This is a genomic window from Metabacillus sp. KUDC1714, assembly GCF_014217835.1.
Lineage (GTDB): Bacteria > Bacillota > Bacilli > Bacillales > Bacillaceae > Metabacillus > Metabacillus rhizosphaerae.
Genome location: NZ_CP055263.1, coordinates 640,948 through 662,397, shown reverse-complemented (window position 1 = coordinate 662,397; position 21,450 = coordinate 640,948). Strand labels below are relative to the sequence as shown.

20 protein-coding genes and 2 pseudogenes are annotated in these 21,450 nt (G+C 35.9%); 21 read left to right on the top strand and 1 reads right to left on the bottom strand.

Annotated features, from left to right (window positions below; translation table 11 throughout):
- Positions 1 to 251 precede the first annotated feature (251 nt).
- From HUW50_RS03320 to HUW50_RS03250, 15 genes are all read left to right on the top strand, one after another.
- Positions 252 to 3,602: a trifunctional glycoside hydrolase family 18/polysaccharide deacetylase/glycosyltransferase family 2 protein gene (locus tag HUW50_RS03320; RefSeq protein WP_066339805.1), complete on the top strand. Its 3,351-nt coding sequence runs from the start codon at positions 252 to 254 to the stop codon at positions 3,600 to 3,602.
- A gap of 968 nt (positions 3,603 to 4,570) precedes the next feature.
- Positions 4,571 to 5,026, top strand: a complete 456-nt coding sequence (gene gvpT, locus HUW50_RS03315; RefSeq protein WP_066339803.1) for a GvpT/GvpP family gas vesicle accessory protein — start codon at positions 4,571 to 4,573, stop codon at positions 5,024 to 5,026.
- 36 nt (positions 5,027 to 5,062) lie between these two features.
- Positions 5,063 to 5,503: a gas vesicle protein GvpQ gene (gene gvpQ / locus HUW50_RS03310; RefSeq protein ID WP_066339801.1), complete on the top strand. Its 441-nt coding sequence runs from the start codon at positions 5,063 to 5,065 to the stop codon at positions 5,501 to 5,503.
- Positions 5,504 to 5,528: 25 nt separating this feature from the next.
- Positions 5,529 to 5,789 carry a gas vesicle protein GvpJ gene (gene gvpJ, locus HUW50_RS03305; protein WP_066339796.1) on the top strand — a complete coding sequence of 87 codons (261 nt, stop codon included), beginning with the start codon at positions 5,529 to 5,531 and terminating at the stop codon, positions 5,787 to 5,789.
- Between the two features lie 30 nt (positions 5,790 to 5,819).
- Positions 5,820 to 6,086: a gas vesicle protein GvpO gene (gene gvpO, locus HUW50_RS03300; RefSeq protein ID WP_066339794.1), complete on the top strand. Its 267-nt coding sequence runs from the start codon at positions 5,820 to 5,822 to the stop codon at positions 6,084 to 6,086.
- Between the two features lie 25 nt (positions 6,087 to 6,111).
- Positions 6,112 to 7,032, top strand: coding sequence for a gas vesicle protein GvpN (gene gvpN / locus HUW50_RS03295; protein WP_066339784.1), 921 nt, complete (start codon positions 6,112 to 6,114; stop codon positions 7,030 to 7,032).
- 13 nt (positions 7,033 to 7,045) lie between these two features.
- Complete coding sequence (locus HUW50_RS03290) at positions 7,046 to 7,810, top strand: GvpL/GvpF family gas vesicle protein (RefSeq protein WP_066339780.1); 765 nt, start codon at positions 7,046 to 7,048, stop codon at positions 7,808 to 7,810.
- Positions 7,810 to 8,070, top strand: a complete 261-nt coding sequence (locus HUW50_RS03285; RefSeq protein WP_066339776.1) for a gas vesicle protein GvpG — start codon at positions 7,810 to 7,812, stop codon at positions 8,068 to 8,070. The genes HUW50_RS03290 and HUW50_RS03285 overlap by 1 nt, the downstream gene beginning before the upstream one ends.
- A gap of 4 nt (positions 8,071 to 8,074) precedes the next feature.
- Positions 8,075 to 8,914: a GvpL/GvpF family gas vesicle protein gene (locus HUW50_RS03280; protein ID WP_185653683.1), complete on the top strand. Its 840-nt coding sequence runs from the start codon at positions 8,075 to 8,077 to the stop codon at positions 8,912 to 8,914.
- A complete protein-coding gene (locus HUW50_RS03275) occupies positions 8,892 to 9,179 on the top strand; it encodes a gas vesicle protein (protein ID WP_046585188.1) in 288 nt (95 codons plus the stop codon). Before HUW50_RS03280 ends, HUW50_RS03275 begins: the two co-directional genes overlap by 23 nt.
- On the top strand, positions 9,133 to 9,417 hold the full coding sequence (locus HUW50_RS03270; RefSeq protein ID WP_066339767.1) for a gas vesicle protein K: 285 nt from the start codon (positions 9,133 to 9,135) through the stop codon (positions 9,415 to 9,417). The genes HUW50_RS03275 and HUW50_RS03270 overlap by 47 nt, the downstream gene beginning before the upstream one ends.
- A gap of 27 nt (positions 9,418 to 9,444) precedes the next feature.
- A complete protein-coding gene (gene gvpJ, locus HUW50_RS03265) occupies positions 9,445 to 9,753 on the top strand; it encodes a gas vesicle protein (RefSeq protein WP_066339765.1) in 309 nt (102 codons plus the stop codon).
- A 21-nt stretch (positions 9,754 to 9,774) separates the two neighbouring features.
- Positions 9,775 to 10,515 (top strand): YtxH domain-containing protein, encoded by a 741-nt coding sequence (gene gvpT / locus HUW50_RS03260; protein WP_066339762.1) that lies wholly within the window; start codon positions 9,775 to 9,777, stop codon positions 10,513 to 10,515.
- Positions 10,516 to 10,532: 17 nt separating this feature from the next.
- A complete protein-coding gene (gene gvpU, locus HUW50_RS03255; RefSeq protein WP_066339758.1) occupies positions 10,533 to 10,925 on the top strand; it encodes a gas vesicle accessory protein GvpU in 393 nt (130 codons plus the stop codon).
- 1,105 nt (positions 10,926 to 12,030) lie between these two features.
- Complete coding sequence (locus HUW50_RS03250) at positions 12,031 to 12,618, top strand: dienelactone hydrolase family protein (RefSeq protein WP_066339751.1); 588 nt, start codon at positions 12,031 to 12,033, stop codon at positions 12,616 to 12,618.
- A gap of 163 nt (positions 12,619 to 12,781) precedes the next feature.
- Here HUW50_RS03250 and HUW50_RS03245 read toward each other — a convergent pair.
- Positions 12,782 to 13,687 (bottom strand): annotated as a pseudogene (locus tag HUW50_RS03245) (IS110 family transposase); the annotation flags it as partial.
- Positions 13,688 to 14,175: 488 nt separating this feature from the next.
- Here HUW50_RS03245 and HUW50_RS03240 point away from each other — a divergent pair.
- From HUW50_RS03240 to HUW50_RS03215, 6 genes and pseudogenes are all read left to right on the top strand, one after another.
- A pseudogene (locus HUW50_RS03240) lies at positions 14,176 to 14,555 on the top strand (DUF6262 family protein).
- Positions 14,556 to 14,767: 212 nt separating this feature from the next.
- Positions 14,768 to 15,784 carry a LacI family DNA-binding transcriptional regulator gene (locus tag HUW50_RS03235; protein WP_066339749.1) on the top strand — a complete coding sequence of 339 codons (1,017 nt, stop codon included), beginning with the start codon at positions 14,768 to 14,770 and terminating at the stop codon, positions 15,782 to 15,784.
- Positions 15,785 to 16,009: 225 nt separating this feature from the next.
- Complete coding sequence (locus HUW50_RS03230) at positions 16,010 to 18,103, top strand: amylo-alpha-1,6-glucosidase (protein ID WP_066339747.1); 2,094 nt, start codon at positions 16,010 to 16,012, stop codon at positions 18,101 to 18,103.
- Between the two features lie 70 nt (positions 18,104 to 18,173).
- Positions 18,174 to 19,436 carry an ABC transporter substrate-binding protein gene (locus tag HUW50_RS03225; protein WP_066339745.1) on the top strand — a complete coding sequence of 421 codons (1,263 nt, stop codon included), beginning with the start codon at positions 18,174 to 18,176 and terminating at the stop codon, positions 19,434 to 19,436.
- A 141-nt stretch (positions 19,437 to 19,577) separates the two neighbouring features.
- Positions 19,578 to 20,477 carry a carbohydrate ABC transporter permease gene (locus tag HUW50_RS03220; RefSeq protein ID WP_066339743.1) on the top strand — a complete coding sequence of 300 codons (900 nt, stop codon included), beginning with the start codon at positions 19,578 to 19,580 and terminating at the stop codon, positions 20,475 to 20,477.
- Positions 20,478 to 20,489: 12 nt separating this feature from the next.
- Positions 20,490 to 21,314: a carbohydrate ABC transporter permease gene (locus tag HUW50_RS03215; protein ID WP_066339741.1), complete on the top strand. Its 825-nt coding sequence runs from the start codon at positions 20,490 to 20,492 to the stop codon at positions 21,312 to 21,314.
- Positions 21,315 to 21,450 lie beyond the last annotated feature (136 nt).

The following is a 21,450-nucleotide window of genomic DNA, read 5'->3' as shown; positions in this document are numbered from 1 at the left end:
AGAGGTTGAGTAGTAACATTTTTGTGAAAACGTGAGCAACTAACTCTAATTACATATTTGATTACGCTAATGGCAAGATTGTCGAAAAGCAAGGAGGCAAAGTGTTCTTATCCAAGAAAGATGATGGCTGGGATCCGAAATGTTTTTAGTATTATCCTAATTACGAAAAAGTGTTTTATATTGTATCAAAGTGGAAAAATACTTTTTCACCTTATTGTCTTGGATAAAAATAGATAAAGCAGGTGGGTTAAATGTATAAAAGGATATCTAATTTTATTTACAGTCGAAGGAAAACGAAAACAACGAATATAAATCTTGACGATAAAGCTGGAAATTTTGTTTTTGAAAATGGTTCAAATAAAAGATGGGGGATATTACTTAGTGTTTTTTCGATAATGGTCATTTTTGCTGTATTAGTAACATTCTTAGTAGGATTAAGTATATACTTTAATCCCGTCTTACCTAAGTGGAAAACAAAAGAAATAAATGAATATTCAACAATTAGTCAATCTGAAAAAAGAGATGTAGATCATTCCTCATCTTTACATACAGCCGCCGATGAAAAGTTTCTAAACAGTAATATCATGAATAACAATGATTTTTATGCTTTCTATGTGAACTGGGATGTAAATAGTAAACGCTCCTTAATGCGTAATATTGATCAGATCGATGTTCTTATTCCACAATGGTTTCATGTTAATAAGAAACTAGAGTTAAAAAGTGATATTCAAAAGGATATAGGGGAACTAGCGAAAAAGCATAATACGAAAGTACTTCCTCTGATTAACAATGCGGTTGATGGTCAGTGGAGTCAAGAAATCATTCATAATCTATTAAATTCGCCAAAAGCACAGTCTGAACTAATTAAGAATTTACATGAACAAATAAAGAAGCATGGCTATGATGGAATTAATATAGATTTTGAGAATATAAACAAAAGTGATCGAGACTTGCTAACAAACTTCATGAAGGAGCTTTATAGCACTTTTCATAATGATGGACTTTTAGTAACAATAGATGTCCCTCCTGCTAATGAGGCATTTGATTATCAAAATCTTGAAAAATATTCTGATCGTATGATTTTAATGTTGTATGATGAGAGTTTCATTAATCCAGGTCCTATTGCTTCTTCATCTTGGTTTAAAGAAAATCTATCAAAGATATCAAAGGACAAGCTTATTGTGAGTCTGGGCAATTACGGATATGACTGGGATTGGGAAAAGAAACAAGGAGGAAAAGCAATTTCCTTTGAAGAGATTATGCGATTGGCCGAAAAAGCAAACTTAAAGATACAGTGGGATGATATGAGTAAGAATCCTTATATTCAGTATAAGGAAAATAATAAATCACACGAGCTATGGTTTTTAGACAGTGTTACATTCTACAATCAGTGGAAAACGGCTATCTCAAGTGGAGCTAAAGGAGTTGCATTATGGCGATTAGGAACGGAGGATCCATCCTTATGGGATGTGGTGAAAGGGAATAAAATTGATCAATTACATGCAGTAAAGAACGGTGATATCACCTACAGTTATGGAGAAGGAAGTATTTTACGAACGAAAAGAGACCAGCAAGCGGGGGAGCGCAACATTGAATTTGATGATTCTGGGTTCATTTCAAGAGAATCCTATCTTTCAATTCCAAGAGCATCTGAGATCGAGCGGTTAAGTAAGCCATCAGATAAAGAGATTGTCTTAACATTTGATGACGGACCAGATCCTAAATATACAAAAGAGATCTTGAAAATTTTGAAAGAGTATCAAATAAAGTCGACATTCTTTCTAGTTGGGAAACATGCAAAACTTAATCCAGATGTTGTGGAGCAAATATATAAAGAAGGCCACGAAATAGGTAATCATACGTACTCTCATTCAAATATGAATAAGGTATCGAATACTCAATTTAAACTGGAATTAAATACGACTGAGCGCATTATTCAAGGTATTACCGAACGGTCGCCCTTATTGTACAGACCTCCATTTGGAGAATACCATTATACAGATAATGGGGATAATCAGAATATTTATGGGGAATCCACATTTCAACAAATGAAGGATATCAATCAAATGGGCTATATCACGGTGAATTACGATATTGATTCAAAGGATTGGAAAACAAACAATAGTAATGAAATCGTTGATACTGTACTGAAACATGCATCTACAGGTGATATCATTTTACTTCATGATGGTGGTGGAGACAGAACGGCAACAGTTCAAGCACTGCCTGAAATCATTGAAAAATTACAAAGTAAAGGGTATAAATTTGTTACAGTTAGTGAACTGATGGGTACAACGAAAGAACGCATCATGCCTCCTGTTACAAAAGTAGAAAACCCGTTGATACAGGGCATCAAAGTTGCCTTGATCAGTGTAGCAACTTTTAACAACATTATTTTTATTTTATTTTATAGTGTGTTATTTATTTTCACTATTCGTCTTTCTATCCTTATTTATTTAGGATTTAAGCATAAAAAACGTACTCAATTGTCGAGTGTAGGACATTCATTTCAACCACCTGTCAGTGTCGTTATTGCTGCCTACAATGAAGAGAAGGTTATAAGTAGGACAGTTGAGTCAGTTTTAAAAAGCAATTATGAAAATTTTGAAGTAATTGTTGTAGATGATGGTTCTAAAGATCAAACCTCAACGGTTGTAACTGAGAATTTTGATAATAATGAAAAGTTGTATCTTATTCATAAGAAAAACGGAGGAAAAGCCTCAGCGATTAATAAAGGGATTAAAAAGGCAAATGGTGATATTATTATCGCCATTGATGCAGATACCATTGTTTCACCTGAAGCTATTTCGTTGCTTGTCGGTCATTTCATAGATGAAAAGCTTGCTGCCGTTTCTGGAAATATTAAAGTTGGAAACATGCGCAATTTATTAACGATTTGGCAGCATGTTGAGTATGTAACAGGTTTTAATTTAGAAAAACGTGCTTTTGCTATGCTTAATTGTGTGACGGTTGTTCCAGGAGCAATCGGAGCCTGGCGTAAACAAGTGATTGAAGAGGTTGGGTATTTTACAGCTGACACATTGGCAGAAGATACAGACATGTCTTTAAGAATACTGCGCAAGGGTTATAAAATTGCCATTGATGAACAGGCATATGCATATACTGAGGCGCCAGAAAACAGTAGAGATTTTCTTAAACAACGTTATAGATGGCACTTTGGAACTTTACAATGTTTTTGGAAGCATAAAAAGGCTCTCGGTGGAATGAAACATAAATCACTAGGCTTTCTTGCGCTTCCTAATATGATGCTGTTTCAATTTATATTCCCTTTGTTCGCACCATTTATAGATATTTTATTTGTTTTGGGAATATTCTCTGGGAATATAGAAAAATCATTATTATTATATGCTTGTTACCTTCTAGCTGATTTTCTCATTTGTTTATTCGCGTTTCGGTTAGAAAAGTTAAGTCTAAAACCACTCATTCCTTTATTCTTGCAAAGGATTTTCTACCGCTACTTGTTATTGTGGGTTGCTTGGAAATCTCTTATAGCTGCCCTGAGAGGGACACGAGTAGGGTGGAATAAATTAAAACGATCTGGAAATTTAGAAGTTAGACAAGCAGTTAAGAAGGCAGGATAGATTTGCGTGACTGTCACCGCTTGAATAATGTCGAATCAAGTATAATGTGCAAAGGAAAAAGGTTACGAACATTTTTGTAATCTTTTGCCCTTTGCACTTTTTATGTTTCAAACATGGTACAGAAGTCAGAAGATGATCGTTTGAGTAAATGCATTTTTCAAGGGGAAGAGAGATTTCGAATGAGTTTACAGGTAGTTTAGTAGAAAAATGAAAAAAAGTGTTAAATTACTAAGGATGATATATTTTACCCACAACCATAACCATATGAAAAAGGACCGTCATCACAAGAAAAAAGCAAACAAGAATTGTAAGCGGAAATACAGAAATTCTAATAAATGAATTAGAAGAAAAAATAGATAAATCCATGTTTGATGTAGAACAGAAAAATGTGGCAATACGTATAAACGGTGATATTTACGATTTTATCTTGGAATATTTTGGAGAGAGAGGATTTAGCAGGTTCTATCATATTGCTGTATTGGATCTAATAGAAAAAATGAAAAAAATTCAAGAACCTATTTAAGCGTCTTTGATACTGATCAAAGATGCTTTTTTCATTTTGTAATCATTTTGTAAATTAATATCCATTTAGAAGAAAAGAAACCATCAAACGATCATGAAGTATGGGATCCTGCCTCGTTATAATATTTCAAATCTGTCAGATTAAGAAATAATACAGGATAATGATGGTAATTTTTGAGTGTTGCATCGAATACCTTGGTTTAACTTCATGAATGGAAGGTATAGTCCTACTAAAACCAAATAAAAATTGGCTCAGTTCAAGTTCATTGAGGGTTTAGGCTAGTTGTTAATTGGAGGAGAAGGCGTGAGACTGCCCCTTAGAAAAGCGAGTCAATGAGAGCCCGTAAGTTACAGTGCAAGGAGGATCTCAATGCCCGCCAAAAAAAGCGCATGGAGCTGAAATGAACAGGTAAGAGCCAAAAATAGAAAAAAAGAGGATTGATTATATGGAAGTAAATGAGCAAGAAAAACAAGCTGAAGAAAGGAAGTACACGAAAGAAAACAATGATAAAAACCAGTCAATGAATCTGGTTATTCTCGGTAGTGTTGTCGGAGCAGGAGTTGGTTACCTTTCAAATCCGGAAATGAGTAAGAAAGTCATAAAAACTGTTCAGCAATCAGAAGTCATGAGAGAGGTTGGACAAGAATTTCGAAAGACTGTTCAAGAGATCCTGACAGAGCAGGCATTAACAAGTATGAGAAAAGTTGCCTCAGGATATATAAACAAATATGAAGGCACATTACGTCCCTCAACCAAAAAGAAATTCACTGAAACTGAAAAAGTTGAGGAAGAATCTCATTCAAAGTATGAAGAAATCAAAGAAGAAAATAAACAGTTAAATGATCGACTGGATAGGATTGAACATCTGTTAAGTAATCTGGTCGAAACAAAAAAACAGTGAGTCCCTAGCTGCTAGAAGGAAGTGAAGGTTCTTACAATGGATAAGCCAGTAAAAAAAGCCGTCAGCAAAGCCGCGGAAAAAGTGTGGGAGCATACACCTGTACCAATTAAAGACAAGGTAAAGGAAACCGTAAAAGAAAAAGCAAAAGAAAAGGTTGTTGGGGCTTTTCATGACAAGGTTGATCATGCTGCGGATAAATTAAGAGAAACCAAAAATGAAAATGCTAAAAAGGTTCATGATAAGGCAGAACAGGCGAAAGAAAAAGTTCAGGATGCGTTACTCACCGCTAAAGATAAAATCAGAAACGTTGTCAATGCAGGAGAGGAACTTCAAAAGAACGTTTCTGAAAATGAAGACAGTAAAAACGTCAAGAGTGCTACAGATATAAAAGGAGTCAGACAAATCAAGCATGTAACTGAACTTAAAAGAGCTAAACATATGAAATCGATGAAGGATATAAAAACGCGAAGCTCTTAAGCAAATCTTGAAAGGAGAATGACAAATGGCCGTTCAAAAAACAGCTGATAGTTCAAGTCTTGCAGAGGTAATTGACCGCATATTGGATAAAGGGATCGTCATTGACGCATTTGCCCGCGTTTCTGTCGTAGGGATTGAGATTTTAACCGTTGAGGCAAGAGTGGTTATCGCGAGCGTGGATACATGGCTTCGATATGCAGAGGCTGTTGGTTTACTAACAGATCAAGTAGAAGAAAACGGACTTCCAGATCGACAAAATGAGCAACAATCGCGATTCAGTATTTAGATGATCTGAATGTCCGTACAGGAGGTCATAATGGAAATAAAAACAATTATGAAGAATGTTTCCGACTTCTTTAATGAACATGTGGCTCCAGTTCATAAAATTACCTCCGTGGAAGTAAGTGAACAAGATGGATGGAAGCTAACAGTTGAAGTCATAGAGGAAAAGGAATATATGAAAAAATATGCAAAGGATGAAATGGTTGGTGTATATGACGTATACCTCAACCAAGAAAAAGAAGTAACAACATTTAAAAGGCGAAGCATTCGTTATCGAAGTGCAATGAATCAAGAGGCATAGGCTAAAAGGGGCAGGAGGGAAAGAAATGACGGTATTAATTGAGAATCTCAAAAAGGATTACCGATCATACGTTCAAGACGAAACAACAAAAGATTTACTTTCACGCTCATTACGGTATGTAAAAGCTGGATATCCGATTCATTTTACAGGGCCATCCGGGGCGGGAAAAACCTCTTTAGCACTTGCCTTAGCCAAAAAAAGAAAGAAGCCGGTCATGCTTATTCATGGAAATCATGAATTAAACAACAAAGATCTCATTGGTGACTTTACCGGTTATTCAAGTAAAAAAGTAGTCGATCATTATGTTCGATCTGTCTATAAAAAGGATGAGCGTGTAACAGAAACGTGGCAAGACGGCCGCTTATTAGAAGCAGTCAAAAATGGCTATACACTCATTTATGATGAGTTTACACGGTCACAGCCAACAACAAATAACATCTTTTTATCGATTTTAGAAGAGAGAATTCTACCATTGTACGGCACAAAATTAACAGAACCATTTGTACGCGTTCATCCTGATTTTGCCGTCATCTTTACAAGTAATCCAGAAGAATATGCAGGTGTTTACAAAACTCAGGATGCCTTGTTAGACCGATTAATTACGATATTTGTAGATTACAAGGATATCGAACGCGAGGCAGAGGTTATAGCTAACAAAGGAAATGTGAAAAAGAGTGAAGCAAAAGCGATCACAACGCTTGTATCTGATCTGCGTTCACAGTGTAACGAGAATTCTGGACCTAGCTTGAGAGCATCTCTTATGATTGCAAATATAGCTGCAGAGTCAGAGATTCCGATTAATGGAGAAAACCCAGAATTTCAAAGATTATGTATAGATATCTTAGGACATCAAATCAGTCAATGTGTAGATTCAATAAAATCAGTTCAAGCAGCAGAAGAAACCATCTTAAAAGCATGTCGAAATATGCAGGTTAAAGAGGAGTAAAGGGGGATAAAGAATGGAACAAGAATATAAGGGGATTTATATTTTTTGTGGAATCCAAAAAGGAAAAAATGACGAGTTTGGCGAGATCGAACTGGAAGGGGAAAAGCGTGAATTATTTCTCATTACGTTCCAAGACGCGGCAATTGTTGCAGCTGAAGTTCCAATGAAAATCTTTCACCCAAATAAAGAAAATGTCATGATGCATCAAAAAGTTCTATCTCGGATTATGAAGCAAAATGACACAGTAATACCTGTTAGTTTTGGAAATGTCTTTCAGTCTAAAGAGGATGTGGAAGTCCTGCTGGAAAACTTATATCCGCAATTTAAAAAGCTCTTTCCTGAAATTAAGGGAAAAATGGAAGTTGGTTTAAAGGTAACGGGAAAAAAGGAGTGGCTTGAATCCCAATTTCATGATGATGAACAGATTGGAAAGCTTGCTGAAACAGTACGTGATAAATCTGAAGCAGCTAGTTATTATGAAAGGATTCAGTTGGGTGGAGCCGCCCAGAAAATGATTCAATCATTGCAAAATAAACTAAAACAGGAAGTGTTTCATTCTCTAAAGGATTCCTCTGTAGCTGCTAAAGCAAATGATCCGATCGGAGAGAAGATGCTGCTAAATGCCGCATTTTTAATTGATCGGAACAAGGAAGAAGAGTTTGATCGTCATGTCAATAAATTACATGACAAATGGGAAGACAAGGTAGACTTTTCTTATAGCGGACCATGGCCAGCTTACAATTTTGTCAATATCAAATTAAAAGTGGAAGAAGCCTGATGCTTCACAAAATCGTCTCAGCTCCGATTAACCTAGTGATAAAAATCGGAGAAAAGGTGAAAGAAGAGGCCGACAAGCAACTCTATGATCTCCCAACCATTCAACAAAAGCTGATTCAATTACAAATGATGTATGAGCTAGGTGAAATTCCTGAAGCAGCCTATAAAAAGCAAGAGGAAGACCTTCTTCTTCGATATGAAATGGCAAAACGTTTGGAAATGGAGCATTGGCAGGAGATGACGAAGCGAAAAGGAGGTTGAAGAAGTGGCGAATTTTACCTATTTATATGGTCTGGTGCCAACAAAAGAAGCAGAAAATCAATCTTTTCCTTCTATGAAAGGATTTGATGGTCAGACAGAGCCTTTTACCATTGTTATCCAGGATATCACGGCAATCGTTAGTCTCCTAGATTCAAAGCAGTATTCAGAAGAGATTATACAGGACAAAATAAACCAGGATATGGAGTGGCTGCAAGAAAAAGCCTTTCATCATCATGAAACAGTGATCAATCTAGCAAAACTTTATACGATTGTTCCGATGAAATTTTGTACCATCTATCAAAACCAAGAGCGGTTAATAGAGGCTATTCGATCGACCAGAGAAAGAATAGCTGCAACATTCAAGGCTCTTTCAGGTAATGAGGAATGGAATCTCAAAATTTATTGCGAGGATTCGCAATTAAAGAAACATGTTAGTGAGAAAAATCCGGTCATTGAAGCAAAAAAAGCAGAGATTAGCGGATTACCTAAAGGAAGGCAGTTTTTCGAATTAAAAAAGATTGATAAGTTAATCGATTCTGAGCTTGAAAAAGAAAAGCATCGTGTCAGTAAATCCATTCATCACCAATTAAAACACTTTGTTATTCAAGGGAATGTAAAAGGCAATTGGAACAAAGATGTGACAGGAAGAAGGGAGAATATGACATGGAATGGCGTATACCTTGTTTCTGAAAAGAATGTAGAGCCGTTTTTAAAACAGATTAAACAATATGAAGATAATATGCTTGGATTGGGATGGCGATTTGAGGCATCAGGTCCATGGCCGGCCTACCATTTTTCAAGTTTCATAGGTGAGGGAAATCATGTCGATAAGAGAATCAATTGAAGACAAAGAAATTGCATTAATTGATATTTTGGATGTGATTCTTGATAAAGGTGTTGCCATAAAGGCTGATTTAGTCATTTCCATAGCAGGAGTAGATCTCGTTTATTTAGATTTACGGGTGTTAATCTCTTCAGTGGAAAGCCTTGTTCAAGCTCAACATGAAAACCGAGACACCATCTCATCTAGTCACTTTGATCAGCAAAGGGAGGAATTAATCAATGCAACCGGGCAGCCCAACAAATGGGAGAATTCACTGGGATCCTGACAATGCGAAGCATGGGTTAGCACAGCTCGTATTAACTGTCATTGAATTGCTAAGGCAAATTGTCGAAAGACATGCCATAAGACGTGTTGAAGGAGGTACTTTGACTGATGAACAAATTGAAAACCTAGGTGAAGCTTTAATGAATCTGGAAGAAAAAATGGAAGAACTAAAAGAAATTTTTAACCTTGATACAGAGGATTTAAATATTGATCTCGGTCCTTTAGGAAGCTTATTGTAATAGAACGCTTAAGGAGGACTAGGCAAAATGACAGTTCAACCTTCGATGCAATCCAATACAATTGTGGATGTATTAGAGAAAATTCTTGATAAAGGTGTCGTGATTGCAGGCGATATTACCGTAGGAATAGCGGATATCGAATTATTAACCATTAAAATACGGCTTATTGTCGCTTCGGTTGATAAAGCAAAAGAGATCGGCATGGATTGGTGGGAAACAAATCCATACCTAAGCTCAAAAGCTTTCAACCATCAAGCAAATGCACTAAAAGAAGAAAACATACGATTATACGAGAGATTGGAATCTCTTGAAAAAAAACTAGAATCCAATTCTTAATTTAAATGGAGGGTAAATAAAATGGCTGAAACAAAAATGGTAGAAAATAAAACGAATCAAACAAAAGAAAATGAATCAACGAATCATAACGAAAACCAAAACAATCATGAAGCTGATAATCAAACCAATTCCAATAGCAATCCAATGAAGCGATCAATCGCAGGGGGCCTAATTGGTGCAACAGTTGGCTATTTAGCAACACCGGAAAATGGGAAAAAGCTGATGGATAAAATTGACTATGATAAATTAAAGAGCAAAGGAACGGACTTAGGTCAATCTGCAAAAGAAAAATCAATGCAAGCAGCAGGTTCACTCAAAAATTCTGCCAAAAGTTTATTTAAAAAGGAAAATGAGTCAAATGAAAAGACTTCCGATCAAGAGGAAACCTCAGAGAATGAAACAAGTTCACAAGATGAAGAGTTAACGAAGAGTAAATATGAAGAATTGAAGAAGGAAAATGATAGATTGAATGAGCGGCTAGAGAATTTAGAGGAATTACTTACAAAGCCAAAAGATGGTGAACAGCAAAAAGATAAAAAGGAGAGATCTGAGCATGATGAAGGGGAAGAAAATAATCAAGGTAATTCCAAGAATAAGGAAAATGAATCAACAGAAGATCAAGTAGAAGGAAATGAGAATATCAGTAACGAAGATGATACAAAAAAGCAAAGTCAAGAAAAGAACCAATCGAAACAAACACCTAAAAATGAAGAGGAGAAGAACGACACAACCCTTTCAAGTAATGATGACACATCTTCTTAAAGAAAGGAGAAGTGAATATGACAAATGAACACAGCAAAACAAAAGACAGAATTATCGAGTTTTTCGTACAAGCTGCAAATCAGCACGATTTCTCACTGGATATTTCACTAAATGTAAATGGAGCAATCGTGACAGGAACTCTAGTCTCTGCCAAAGAATACTTTGAAACTTTAAGTGAAACATTTGCAGAAGGAAGCGAAGTGGCTCAAAAAATAAGTGAGAAACTTGCACAGGCAACAGAAGCAATCGACGATTCTGAAGTCCATTTCATTCACTTAAAAAACGCTAAAGTATATTGTGGTGACAGCAATCCAACACCTTCTAAAGGAGATATACTCTGGAGAGGAAAACTAAACGAACTCGATGGGTTTTTCTTAGGGAAAATTTCTGATGCATTAGAAAATTCTTAAATAGAAGTCTCCATTCTTCGGGTCTGCTGACTCTTGAGGAGTGGGGTTTTTTTATTTAGTAGGTAGTTGAATGCTAGATATAATGTAAAAAAATGTAGGTGTAATGAACTATTTATTGAAAAAATTAATAATCTGGATTGTAACTAGGTAGTATATATATTTCTAACTGCACAGGGTGGAGTAAATGGAGAAAACCTAGGAAGAAATGGAAGTATCAATATCATCCACCTTGCTTTACTGAAATGGAGCATAGGGGGCTCGAATTTCTGACCTCTACGCTGCCAGCGTGGAATGTATAATTTCCTCTAGTTTACTAGGATGCTCAGAAATGGCTTTATATCAATGTTTTTAAGGAATCATGGAAACATAAATGAACTGTAGTTTCCCCGAGTTTTCTATAGTTGGTTACCACAATGTTACCAGAGTGTGACCAATATTTTAGTGTTAATTATGCTTTTGTTGCATGGAGAAGAGAGCAAGATTTTGAGATGTGATAGTATGCCAAAAATAAAAGATTAATGATTTAATAAGAATCCTGGTTAAATCGAAATTGATAGAAGGTTAATTAGGGGTTCAAAAAGTTTTCTATTTAATTTGTGTTTATTGATCCGAAAATAGTATGGATCTAATAAAAAATAATTTGAAATTTTGCTAACGGTGTAATAATTAACAAGAGGTTGTAATACAGCTCCTTTTTTATTGAACTAATGGAGCAGATATATACAGTATGATTTTTGACCGTATTCATAGTTAATAAGTAAACAAAAATAGCCTATCTCCTATCTTTGTTTACTTATTATCTTCAGTAAGTAATTATAGTTTTTAACGTTAATAAAGATAGGGCTTTACTTGGAGGGGTGGGTATGATAGGCTCGCATGCCTGATGAAACAACGGCTTCAGCCTTTCAAGACCAATCATGCCCACAGAGGCTCCAAGTCAAGCCCTTAAACGCTTATCTACGGTTACATGTAAACAATGATAAAAGGTGTACCATATCAATGTTTTGAAACGAATACTGTATATATTGGTGCGTTAGTTGAACAAGAAATGATATAATATGGTATTAATTTGTATAATGGGAGTAGCTGTTCAAGGAGGTACAAAATGATTCAAATACACAAAAAGTCTGGTACTGTAATCATTGTAATACACGAAATTTATGGAATTAACCAACATATGAAGAGTTTTTGTGAATTATTATCATTACAAAGTTTTGATGTAATTTGCCCAAATTTAATAGAACGAGAGACACCTTTCGGTTATTTTCAAGAGGAAGTTGCTTATCGTAATTTTATGGAGAACGTTGGATTCGCTTACGCTATGCATAAAATAAAAGATATATTATCAGATGTTAAAGATGAATACGAAAAAATATTTATCATTGGATTTAGTGTAGGGGCAACTGTTGCTTGGTTGTGTAGTGACGAAGAATGTGTCGATGGAGTAGTTGGATACTATGGTTCACGTATTAGGAATTATTTGGAATTAACACCACAATGTCCTACAATGCTATTCTTTCCGCAAGAAGAAAAATCATTTATTGTGGACGAGTTAATTTCAACTTTAGAAAATATCGAAATACATAAATTTAACGGGAAACACGGATTCAGTGACCCTTACTCTCCACAATATAATGAAAAATCAGCACAAAAAGCATTTAGTGAAATGGTGAATTTTTTAAAGAAACATTAATTAAATGTACAGAGGTGTTATTAAGCTAAACCAGCTAATAGTTTGTCAACATTTTTCAATAAAAAGATTAAAAACGTCATGATATACTAAAAATGTTCATGCCAAATAACCTTCCTATAAGTTTTATTTGGAAGGTTTTGTTGTATTTAGTTAGATATAGTTTTTAAGCTATATCTTGGAAAGTAGTCCTGCTTTTTAGTAAGGCAAAAATCCAATGTAAGAGCTTATTAACACATGCAATAACTGCTACTCTAAAGGGTTTTCCTTCTTCACGTTTCTTATCGTAAAACTCTCTTAATCTTTTATTGCGTGCGATGATTTCATCAGTCGTTTTCTTTTTACGGGCATCACGAATACCACTTTGAACAGCCATATACAAGGCATGACGAAGCCTACAAGAACCTCGTTTGGTAATTCGATTTACTGATGCTGTAAACTTACCAGAAGAGTAAACACTAGGATCTACTCCAGCGAATGCAACGAGCTTTTTGGCATTATTGGACCGATCTATCTCACCAATTTCGGAAATAATCGTGGCAGCGATTTTCTCTCCGATTCCAGGGATAGATTGCAGTATATGATATTCTTCAATTTCTTTAGCGAGGGTATCTATCTCATCTGCAACCTTAGATAGAGGCTCTTGGTATTGAAGAACGATCTTGACTAATAACTCAAGATTAAAAATATTACTCTGGTACAGGTTGTTTTGAAATGGATTACGTAGGGCTGCTTCTCTCAATTTTTTCGCCTTTTCGTTTGCCCATGCATCTGAACGACTCATACATAGCGAAGCTATTTTCTCTGCTATTTCTTTTTCACTCACACTTAGCACGGCTTCTGAAGTAGGAAATGCTAATAATGTAAGCAATGAGACCTTTGAATATAGGCTTCCAAAAACTCCTCTATATTCAGGAAAAACCTGATCCAAAAGGGTATGCAGCTGTATTTTAGTCTGTGCTGATACTTCAGCAATACTTTCTTGTTGTCTAGTTAGATTACGAAGGTTAAATAGTTGAATTCCTCTTTTTTTATAAGGCTCTAACTCTTCTTTATAAAATAGCTCGCAAAGAATTCCATATATGACAAGTAGTTACCAATGAATCAGGAGTTGTTCTGTCGTACAATCAACTTGAGGTGGTCTATGTGTTTTTCGCACCAATGCTATTGCAAAAATCTAAAAATCCGTTTGACGATGAATCATATACGGATGACTTAAATGAAAGATGTATGAAATATCAGAATCGGAAGAAGCTCCAAAGGATGTTCTTGATATGTTGTGGAGTGATCAAAAGCTGACTGCCGTAGATAACCCATATGGTTCGTAGAGCGAGGTTGCATGGTAATTGTCCTCACGTCGAGGAACCGCCTTGTTTAACCTTCATATTCAATCCACAATTCACAATCAAAAATGATTGAGATTGCAAAAGAAAATTAACGTGAAGAACTTGTTACAAAAAATCAAAAGAATCTAGAAAGACTACAAGAAATATATAAAACGCTCAAAACTGGAAGTATAATCTTTGGAAGATTAGACCGTGCAAAACGAAAGCAAGGTGTATGGCTAAATATGACCGTTCAGCCCAATTGAAGAGTATACACGCCCAACGGAAAGTAAATACATATCAAAAGGTAGATGAATCAATTAAACGGCTCATACGAGCTAATGAGAGTATTAATTTTAACAGTGTTTCAAATGAATCAGGTGTATCGAAAGCAACGCTCTACAATAATGTTGATATTCATGAAAGGATTGAAGCATTAAGGCAACAACAATCACAAGCACCTACACCATACAAGTGAAGCGAAAAATGAATGAGAGCAACAAGGATGCTCTTATTGAATCACTGAAACGGAAGATTAAGAAATTAGAAGATGATAACAAACAACTTAGGGACCGTTTAAAAGTGGCTTATGCAGAGGTATATAAAAAATTTTAATTAATGTCGAGAACACGATGCTCTCCTTCCCTGCTTGTTCAATAAAAGGGCCATTGTTGAAGATAGCTTACCCTTTCAATTTTTCTAGAAAGAAAGTAGTCATTTCAAATTTTATAACAATAAAATTTGAAAAAGAAAATACTTGCAAACGATTTCGAGATACATTATGATTGAAACATAAGTGATCCGAAACGTTTTGGGAGCTGGGTGACATGACCACAATAAAAGATATTGCTAAAGCAGCTGGTGTATCCGTTACGACAGTATCTAGGGCGTTAAATGGATACTCAGATGTTAGCGAAAAAACAAGACTAAAAATTATGAATTTAGCTAAAGAGCTAAACTACAGCCCTAATACGTTAGCAAGAGGTCTTGTGATGAATAAATCCAAAACAATTGGATTGCTCGTATCAGGGTTAAACAGGGAAAGTGCAAAAGACCAAATTACCTTTTCTGTCCTTTCAGGCATTAATGAATGTGCTTCAGAATTGGATTATGATCTCGTTTTATTTAATACAAATTCAACAAAGCAGCGAGAGAAAACTTATACGCAGCTTTGTCGAGAGCGTAGAGTAGATGGAGCCATTATCCAAGGAATTAAAACCGATGATCCTTATTTACAAGAGGTTGTAAATAGTGATATTCCATGTGTTTTAATCGATTATCCGATTCAAAGTGAGAATGTTGGACACGTAACAACAGACAACAAATTAGGTGCTAAGAAAGCTGTTAACCATCTAATAGAATTGGGTCATAGAAATATTGCGATGGTCAATGGTCATAGTAAGGCTTTTGTCAGTAATATGAGATTCGAAGGATACAGGGAAGCTTTGCAGGAGGCCGGCATCTCATATAAAAAAGAATGGATTGTTAATGGAAGGTTTGAAGAAGAGGCAGGGAAGTTACAGGCTATTAAGTTATTGGAAAAGTATCCGGAAATAACGGCTATCTTTTCAGCAAGTGATTTAATGGCATTGGGAATTCTTGAAGGTGCAAAAGAATTAGGCAGAAAGGTTCCAGAGGATTTGTCTGTAGTAGGATATGATGACATCTTACTTGCAGGATACTCAAACCCACCTTTGACAACGATTTCTCAAAATATTTTCCAACTAGGCTACCAAGCGGCAAATCTTTTAATAAAGATGTTAGAAGGAACACTTGAGCCGCATGTGATTACATTGGGTACGAAGCTAGTTGTAAGGGAATCTACTGCTAAAAACCACAAGTGATGGGTGGTTTTTAGGTAAAATCCAAAACGTTTAAGTTAGATTAATAGAAAGTTGATTTATTTTTTAATTTTGACAAAAAAATAAAACGTTAAAGTAAAGGAATAAAACAAAATAATGACATTTTTTTGCGGATAAAAACCGAAACGTTTTGGTAAAAGGGTGACGTAGGAATTAGGACGACATAATAACGTCAATACATGTGATTAGATTGGATGTGGAAGCAGAATGGATTACCGAGTAATAAAAGAAAATGATTTATTTTTACTAACAGATGACAAAGGAAATATCCCTGAAAATCATTCGTATGGTTTAGGGCTCTATACGAAGGATACGCGCTTTCTAAGCAAATTGGATCTTCGTATTAATGGGGAGGAACCTATTCTATTGTCATCAGATGCTGATGAAAACTATATGGCTAAGATTTTATTAACAAACCCACATATGGAGAAAGATTGCCAACTCATTTTATGGCGTGAATCAGTAGAGATTGAACGTACACGTTTTATTTACGGAGACGTGCTATACGAAACGGTTAAGGTGAAAAATTACTACCCTAAGCCTGTCGAGTTTAAACTAAGCATTCATGTGGATGTTGATTTTAAAGATATGTTTATTGTTCGTGGCTTTCAAAATGGAGAGGTTGGAAAGCGTACAGGGCAGACTGTTGATGGGAACTCATTAACTTATCATTATGAAGGTGCTGATCAAATTAATAGACGCACAAGAATTGATTGGAATAAGGAAGCGATTCAGGTAACCGAAACAGGTGACATAACCTTTGATTTTAACCTCGATCATGGGTGTGGAGAATCCGTCACTTTTATGGTTCAACCACAAGTAGGTGACACAAACCATAACCAGGTCATTGAACCGGAACAGGCTCTATACCAGTTAAAAAAATCATATCAAGAATGGGAAGCGAACATTCCTAAGGTGAAAACTGATCATGAAGCTCTTAAACGTCTTGTGGACCGAGGGATTGGTGACTTACGAGTTCTTTTAACTGATCTTGGTTATGGCAAGTTTCCTGTAGCGGGCTTACCTTGGTTTGGCGTTCCATTTGGTCGTGATAGTTTAATAGCTGCTTTACAAATGCTATCGCTGAATCCAGAGGTTGCTAAAGGGACAATTTTAACGATGGCAAGCAAGCAAGGAAAAAACCAAGATTCTTGGCGTGATGAACAACCAGGAAAAATCATGCATGAAATTCGTTTTGGTGAGCTAGCCAATACAAATCAAATTCCTTTCACACCTTACTATGGAACGATAGACGCTACACCATTATTCCTTATTTTAGTTTGTGAGTATGTGAAGTGGACTGGTGATTTAGAAATTGTGAAGGAAGTTGAATCAAATATTGCTGATGCCTTAGCATGGATCGATCAATACGGTGACCGTGATGGCGATTTGTTTGTTGAATATCATCAAGAATCAAGTAAGGGAATTGCTAATCAAGGCTGGAAAGATTCAGGTGACTCAATTGTTCACCGCAACGGAGACTATGCGAAAACACCGATTGCATTAGCTGAGGTACAAGGCTACGTGTATCAAGCAAAAATAGGAATAGCTGAGATTTATGACCAAATTGGAAAACAAAAGTTAGCTGTTCAGCTACGTCAACAAGCAAGCAAGCTTAAAGAAAAGTTTGATGCTGAATTTTGGATGGATGACGTTAACTTCTATGCCATTGCTCTTGATGAAAACAAGCAACAAGTTGGAACAATCACCTCAAATCCTGGTCATGTTTTATTCTCGGGAATGCTTTCTGAGGAAAGAAATAAGGCAGTAGCAAACATGCTTCTTTCCGAGAAAATGTTTTCAGGCTATGGAATCAGAACAATGGGTGAAGGTGAAGCTGGCTATAATCCAATGAGCTATCATGACGGAAGTATCTGGCCTCATGACAATAGCATGATTTTACTAGGAATGGGTAAACTTGGTCAGCAGGAAGAAGCAAAAAAAGTTATGACTGGTTTAATAAATGCCGCAGCTCATTTCGAATACAATCGATTGCCTGAACTATTCTGTGGTTATAGTAAAGAGCTTGGAAAGGCTGTGAAATATCCAGTTGCTTGCTCCCCACAAGCTTGGGCGGCTGGAACACCAATTGTCTTTATTCAAACATTATTAGGGTTATTCCCTGATAGTCTTAAAAAGGAAATTAAACTAAATCCGACCCTATTAGATGATATGAACTCTTTGGCTGTTGAAGGAATGACGATTGGAAATGGTCAACTATCGATATCACTTCAACGAAATCAAGAAAGCATTGAAGTAAAGGTATTAGAGAATACAACAGGCTTTGAACTTATCTATTAATTAAACCAAAGGGGTGAATCCCCTTTGGAAATGAAAATAAAATTGATTGTCCTTTATAGGGGGAACAAACATGAAAATGAAAAAATGGTTAGCAACATTAGGTACTGTATCTTTCTTGATTGGAAACGTTTTAGCTGGCTGTAGCAATGGTGATGACAGTGCAAGTGGAGATGCAACAAACTCAGATCAACCAGTTGAAATTACTCTTGCAGGTTGGGGGTCCTCACCAGAAGAAAGTGAACTTCTCAAACAAGTCCTTCAAGATTTTGAAACAAGTCATCCTAATATTAAGGTAAAGCATGAAGTAATCGCAGATCAATATATGGATGTAATTAAAACAAGATTAATTGGTGGCGAAGGTCCAGATGTATTCTATCTTGATGCCTTTGAAGCACCAGGTTTAATTGAAACAGGAGTTGTAGAACCTTTAGATAGCTATGTGACAGAGGGATTCGACATAGAGGATTTTGAAAAGCCATTAATTGAAGCCTTCCAAATAGATGGAAAGACTTATGGTTTTCCTAAGGGCTATTCAACTCTAGCACTTTTCTATAACAAAAAAATGCTTGCAGATGCTAATGTAGAGGTTCCAAAAACTTGGGATGAGCTTTTAGACGTATCAAAAAAATTAACACAAGGTAATCAAGTCTTTGGATTTGGTCAAAATCCAGAACTAGCACGCCTACAGTTTATTGCAGAATCTAAAGGCGGAGACATTGTAAAAGATGGTAATGCAAACTTTGCAAGTGAAGATGTTGTAGCAGGTTTACAACCATATGTGGATCAACACTTAGTAGACAAAACTGCAGCACAACCTAATGAAGTAGGTGCAGGTTGGACTGGTGAAATGTTCGGACAAGGAAAAGCTGCAATGGTCATTGAAGGAAACTGGGCTATTCCATACTTACAAAGTACATTCCCTGATATTGAGTTCGGAACAGCAGAAGTACCAACGATTGATGGTAAACAAGGCACGATGGCATTTACTGTAGGCTACGTCATGAATTCAGCATCTGAAAAGAAAGAAGCAGCTTGGGAGCTTATCTCTTATCTAACTGGAAAAGAAGGTATGAAGACTTGGACTTCAAAAGGATTTGAGTTACCTTCTCGAAAATCAGTAGCAGTTGAGCTTGGTTATGATAAAGATGAGCTTCGTGCGTCACTTGTAAATGGTGCTCGATATGCAACCGTTTGGTCTGATGGTAAAAACCTACCTGTTATTTTTACAAACTTTAATAACCAGTTTGTTAGTGCCTACCTTGGCGATCGTCCACTAGATGAAGCTTTGAAGGAAGCGCAAGATCAAGCGAATAAAGAAATTGAAGCACAATAATAAGTAACCAAGAGGAAGGGGCAGCTTCCTTCCTCTTTCCTTTTAAGGTATACAACTCTTTCTATCGATGTTTGAATCTAACATCGATAGAAAGAGTTATATAAACTAAAAGAGAGGGCTCTTATAAGGGAGATGAAACACATGAAAAGAAAGTATTCACCAGCAAGATTAAGAGATGCAGGACAAGGCTATTTATTCATGTCACCTGCTCTATTCGTCCTGTTACTATTTGTTATTGGCCCTATTTTATATGCGATCTTCTTATCATTTAATGATGTTCAATTATTAGGAGGAACGAGCTATAAATTTGTTGCCTTTGAAAACTTTGCAAAAATACTAGATGACACGAGGGCGAAAATTGCTTTATGGAATACATTTAAATATGTTGTGATTGTTGTTCCATGTCAAACGATCCTAGCACTTATTCTTGCTGCAACATTAAATGCAGGATTAAAGGGAGAGAAGCTTTTTAGAATTATTTACTTCCTTCCGACGCTTACATCCTCAGCTGTATTAACATTAATCTTTATGTGGATGTATAACCAAAATGGTTTAATTAACAATCTTCTTAGTATGATAGGACTACCAACCTATAACTGGATGGGAGATCCTGCAGTTGCGTTAAATGCCATCATGATTATGAACATTTGGTCAACAGCACCATTCTTTATGGTTATTTACTTAGCGGCTCTTCAGGATGTTCCTGATTCACTTTATGAAGCTGCAGAACTAGATGGAGCAGGCCCAATTAAGAAATTTTGGTATATTACCGTTCCAAATTTACGCCCAGTTACTTCATTTGTTGTGATCATGGGGATTATCGGGACATTCCAACTATTCGATCAATCCTATATTTTCTCAGGTGGTTCTGGTGGACCAAACAACTCAACATTAACGGTTGTTTTACTGATTTATCAATACGCATTTAAAAACTTTGGCACAATGGGATATGCTGCAGCATTAGCATTTGCACTTGCATTGGTGATCCTAGTTGCAACCTTATTACAACGAAAATTTTCAAAAGAGGAATCCCTCTACTAAGGAGTGAGCAGCATGAAAAAAAGAAGTGTTGGAAGAAACATATTATATGTGATTCTAGTAGGCTATGCGATTATCACGCTCATCCCATTTTTATGGGCACTTTCTTCTTCTTTTAAAACACTTGAAGAGATAGTAAGTGGTTCGATGAATTTTATCCCAAAGGATTTTACCTTCGACAACTATAAAACGATATTTATAGAACAAGAACTGTTTCCTAGATGGTTATTTAACAGTGTGTTTATCGCATCAGTTGCGACAGCTTTAAATTTAATTTTTAATTCAATGGCGGGATATGCTCTTGCTAGATTAAGTTTTCCTGGTAAAAATGCATTGTTTGTCATCATTTTAGCTGTGTTGATGATTCCAGCACAGGTAACGATGATACCAAACTATTTGATTTTAAAAGAGCTTGGCTGGTTAAATTCCTACCAAGGAATGATTGCTCCGTCTATGATTAATGCAACGTTTATTTTTATGATGCGCCAATTCTTTATTAACTTCCCTAAAGAATTGGAGGAGGCAGCTTTGATTGACGGTCTAAATCGATTTGGTATCTTCTTCAAGGTTGTTTTACCATTAGCTCGTCCGGCCTTAGCGGCACAAACGATCTTTGTTTTTATGGGAATATGGAATGATTTTATGCGTCCATTAATTGTTCTATCGGATCCAAATCTATATACATTGCCACTTGGATTAAATACTTTCAAAGGTCAATATATTAGTTATTGGAACTATATCATGGCAGCTTCTATGATCTTTACATTACCTGTACTATTAATCTATGCCTTCTTCAATAAGTATTTTATTAAAGGAATTTCATTTACAGGTGGAAAATAGAGTAAAGTAGGTTATTTCACTAAAGGTGAGGTAGCCTATTCTTGTTTAAAAAGATAGAATTTCAGTTCACTAACTACCTTCCTATAAAAAGAAGATTTCTTATTAAAGTAAAAGGGTGGTTATCTTAAATAATGAT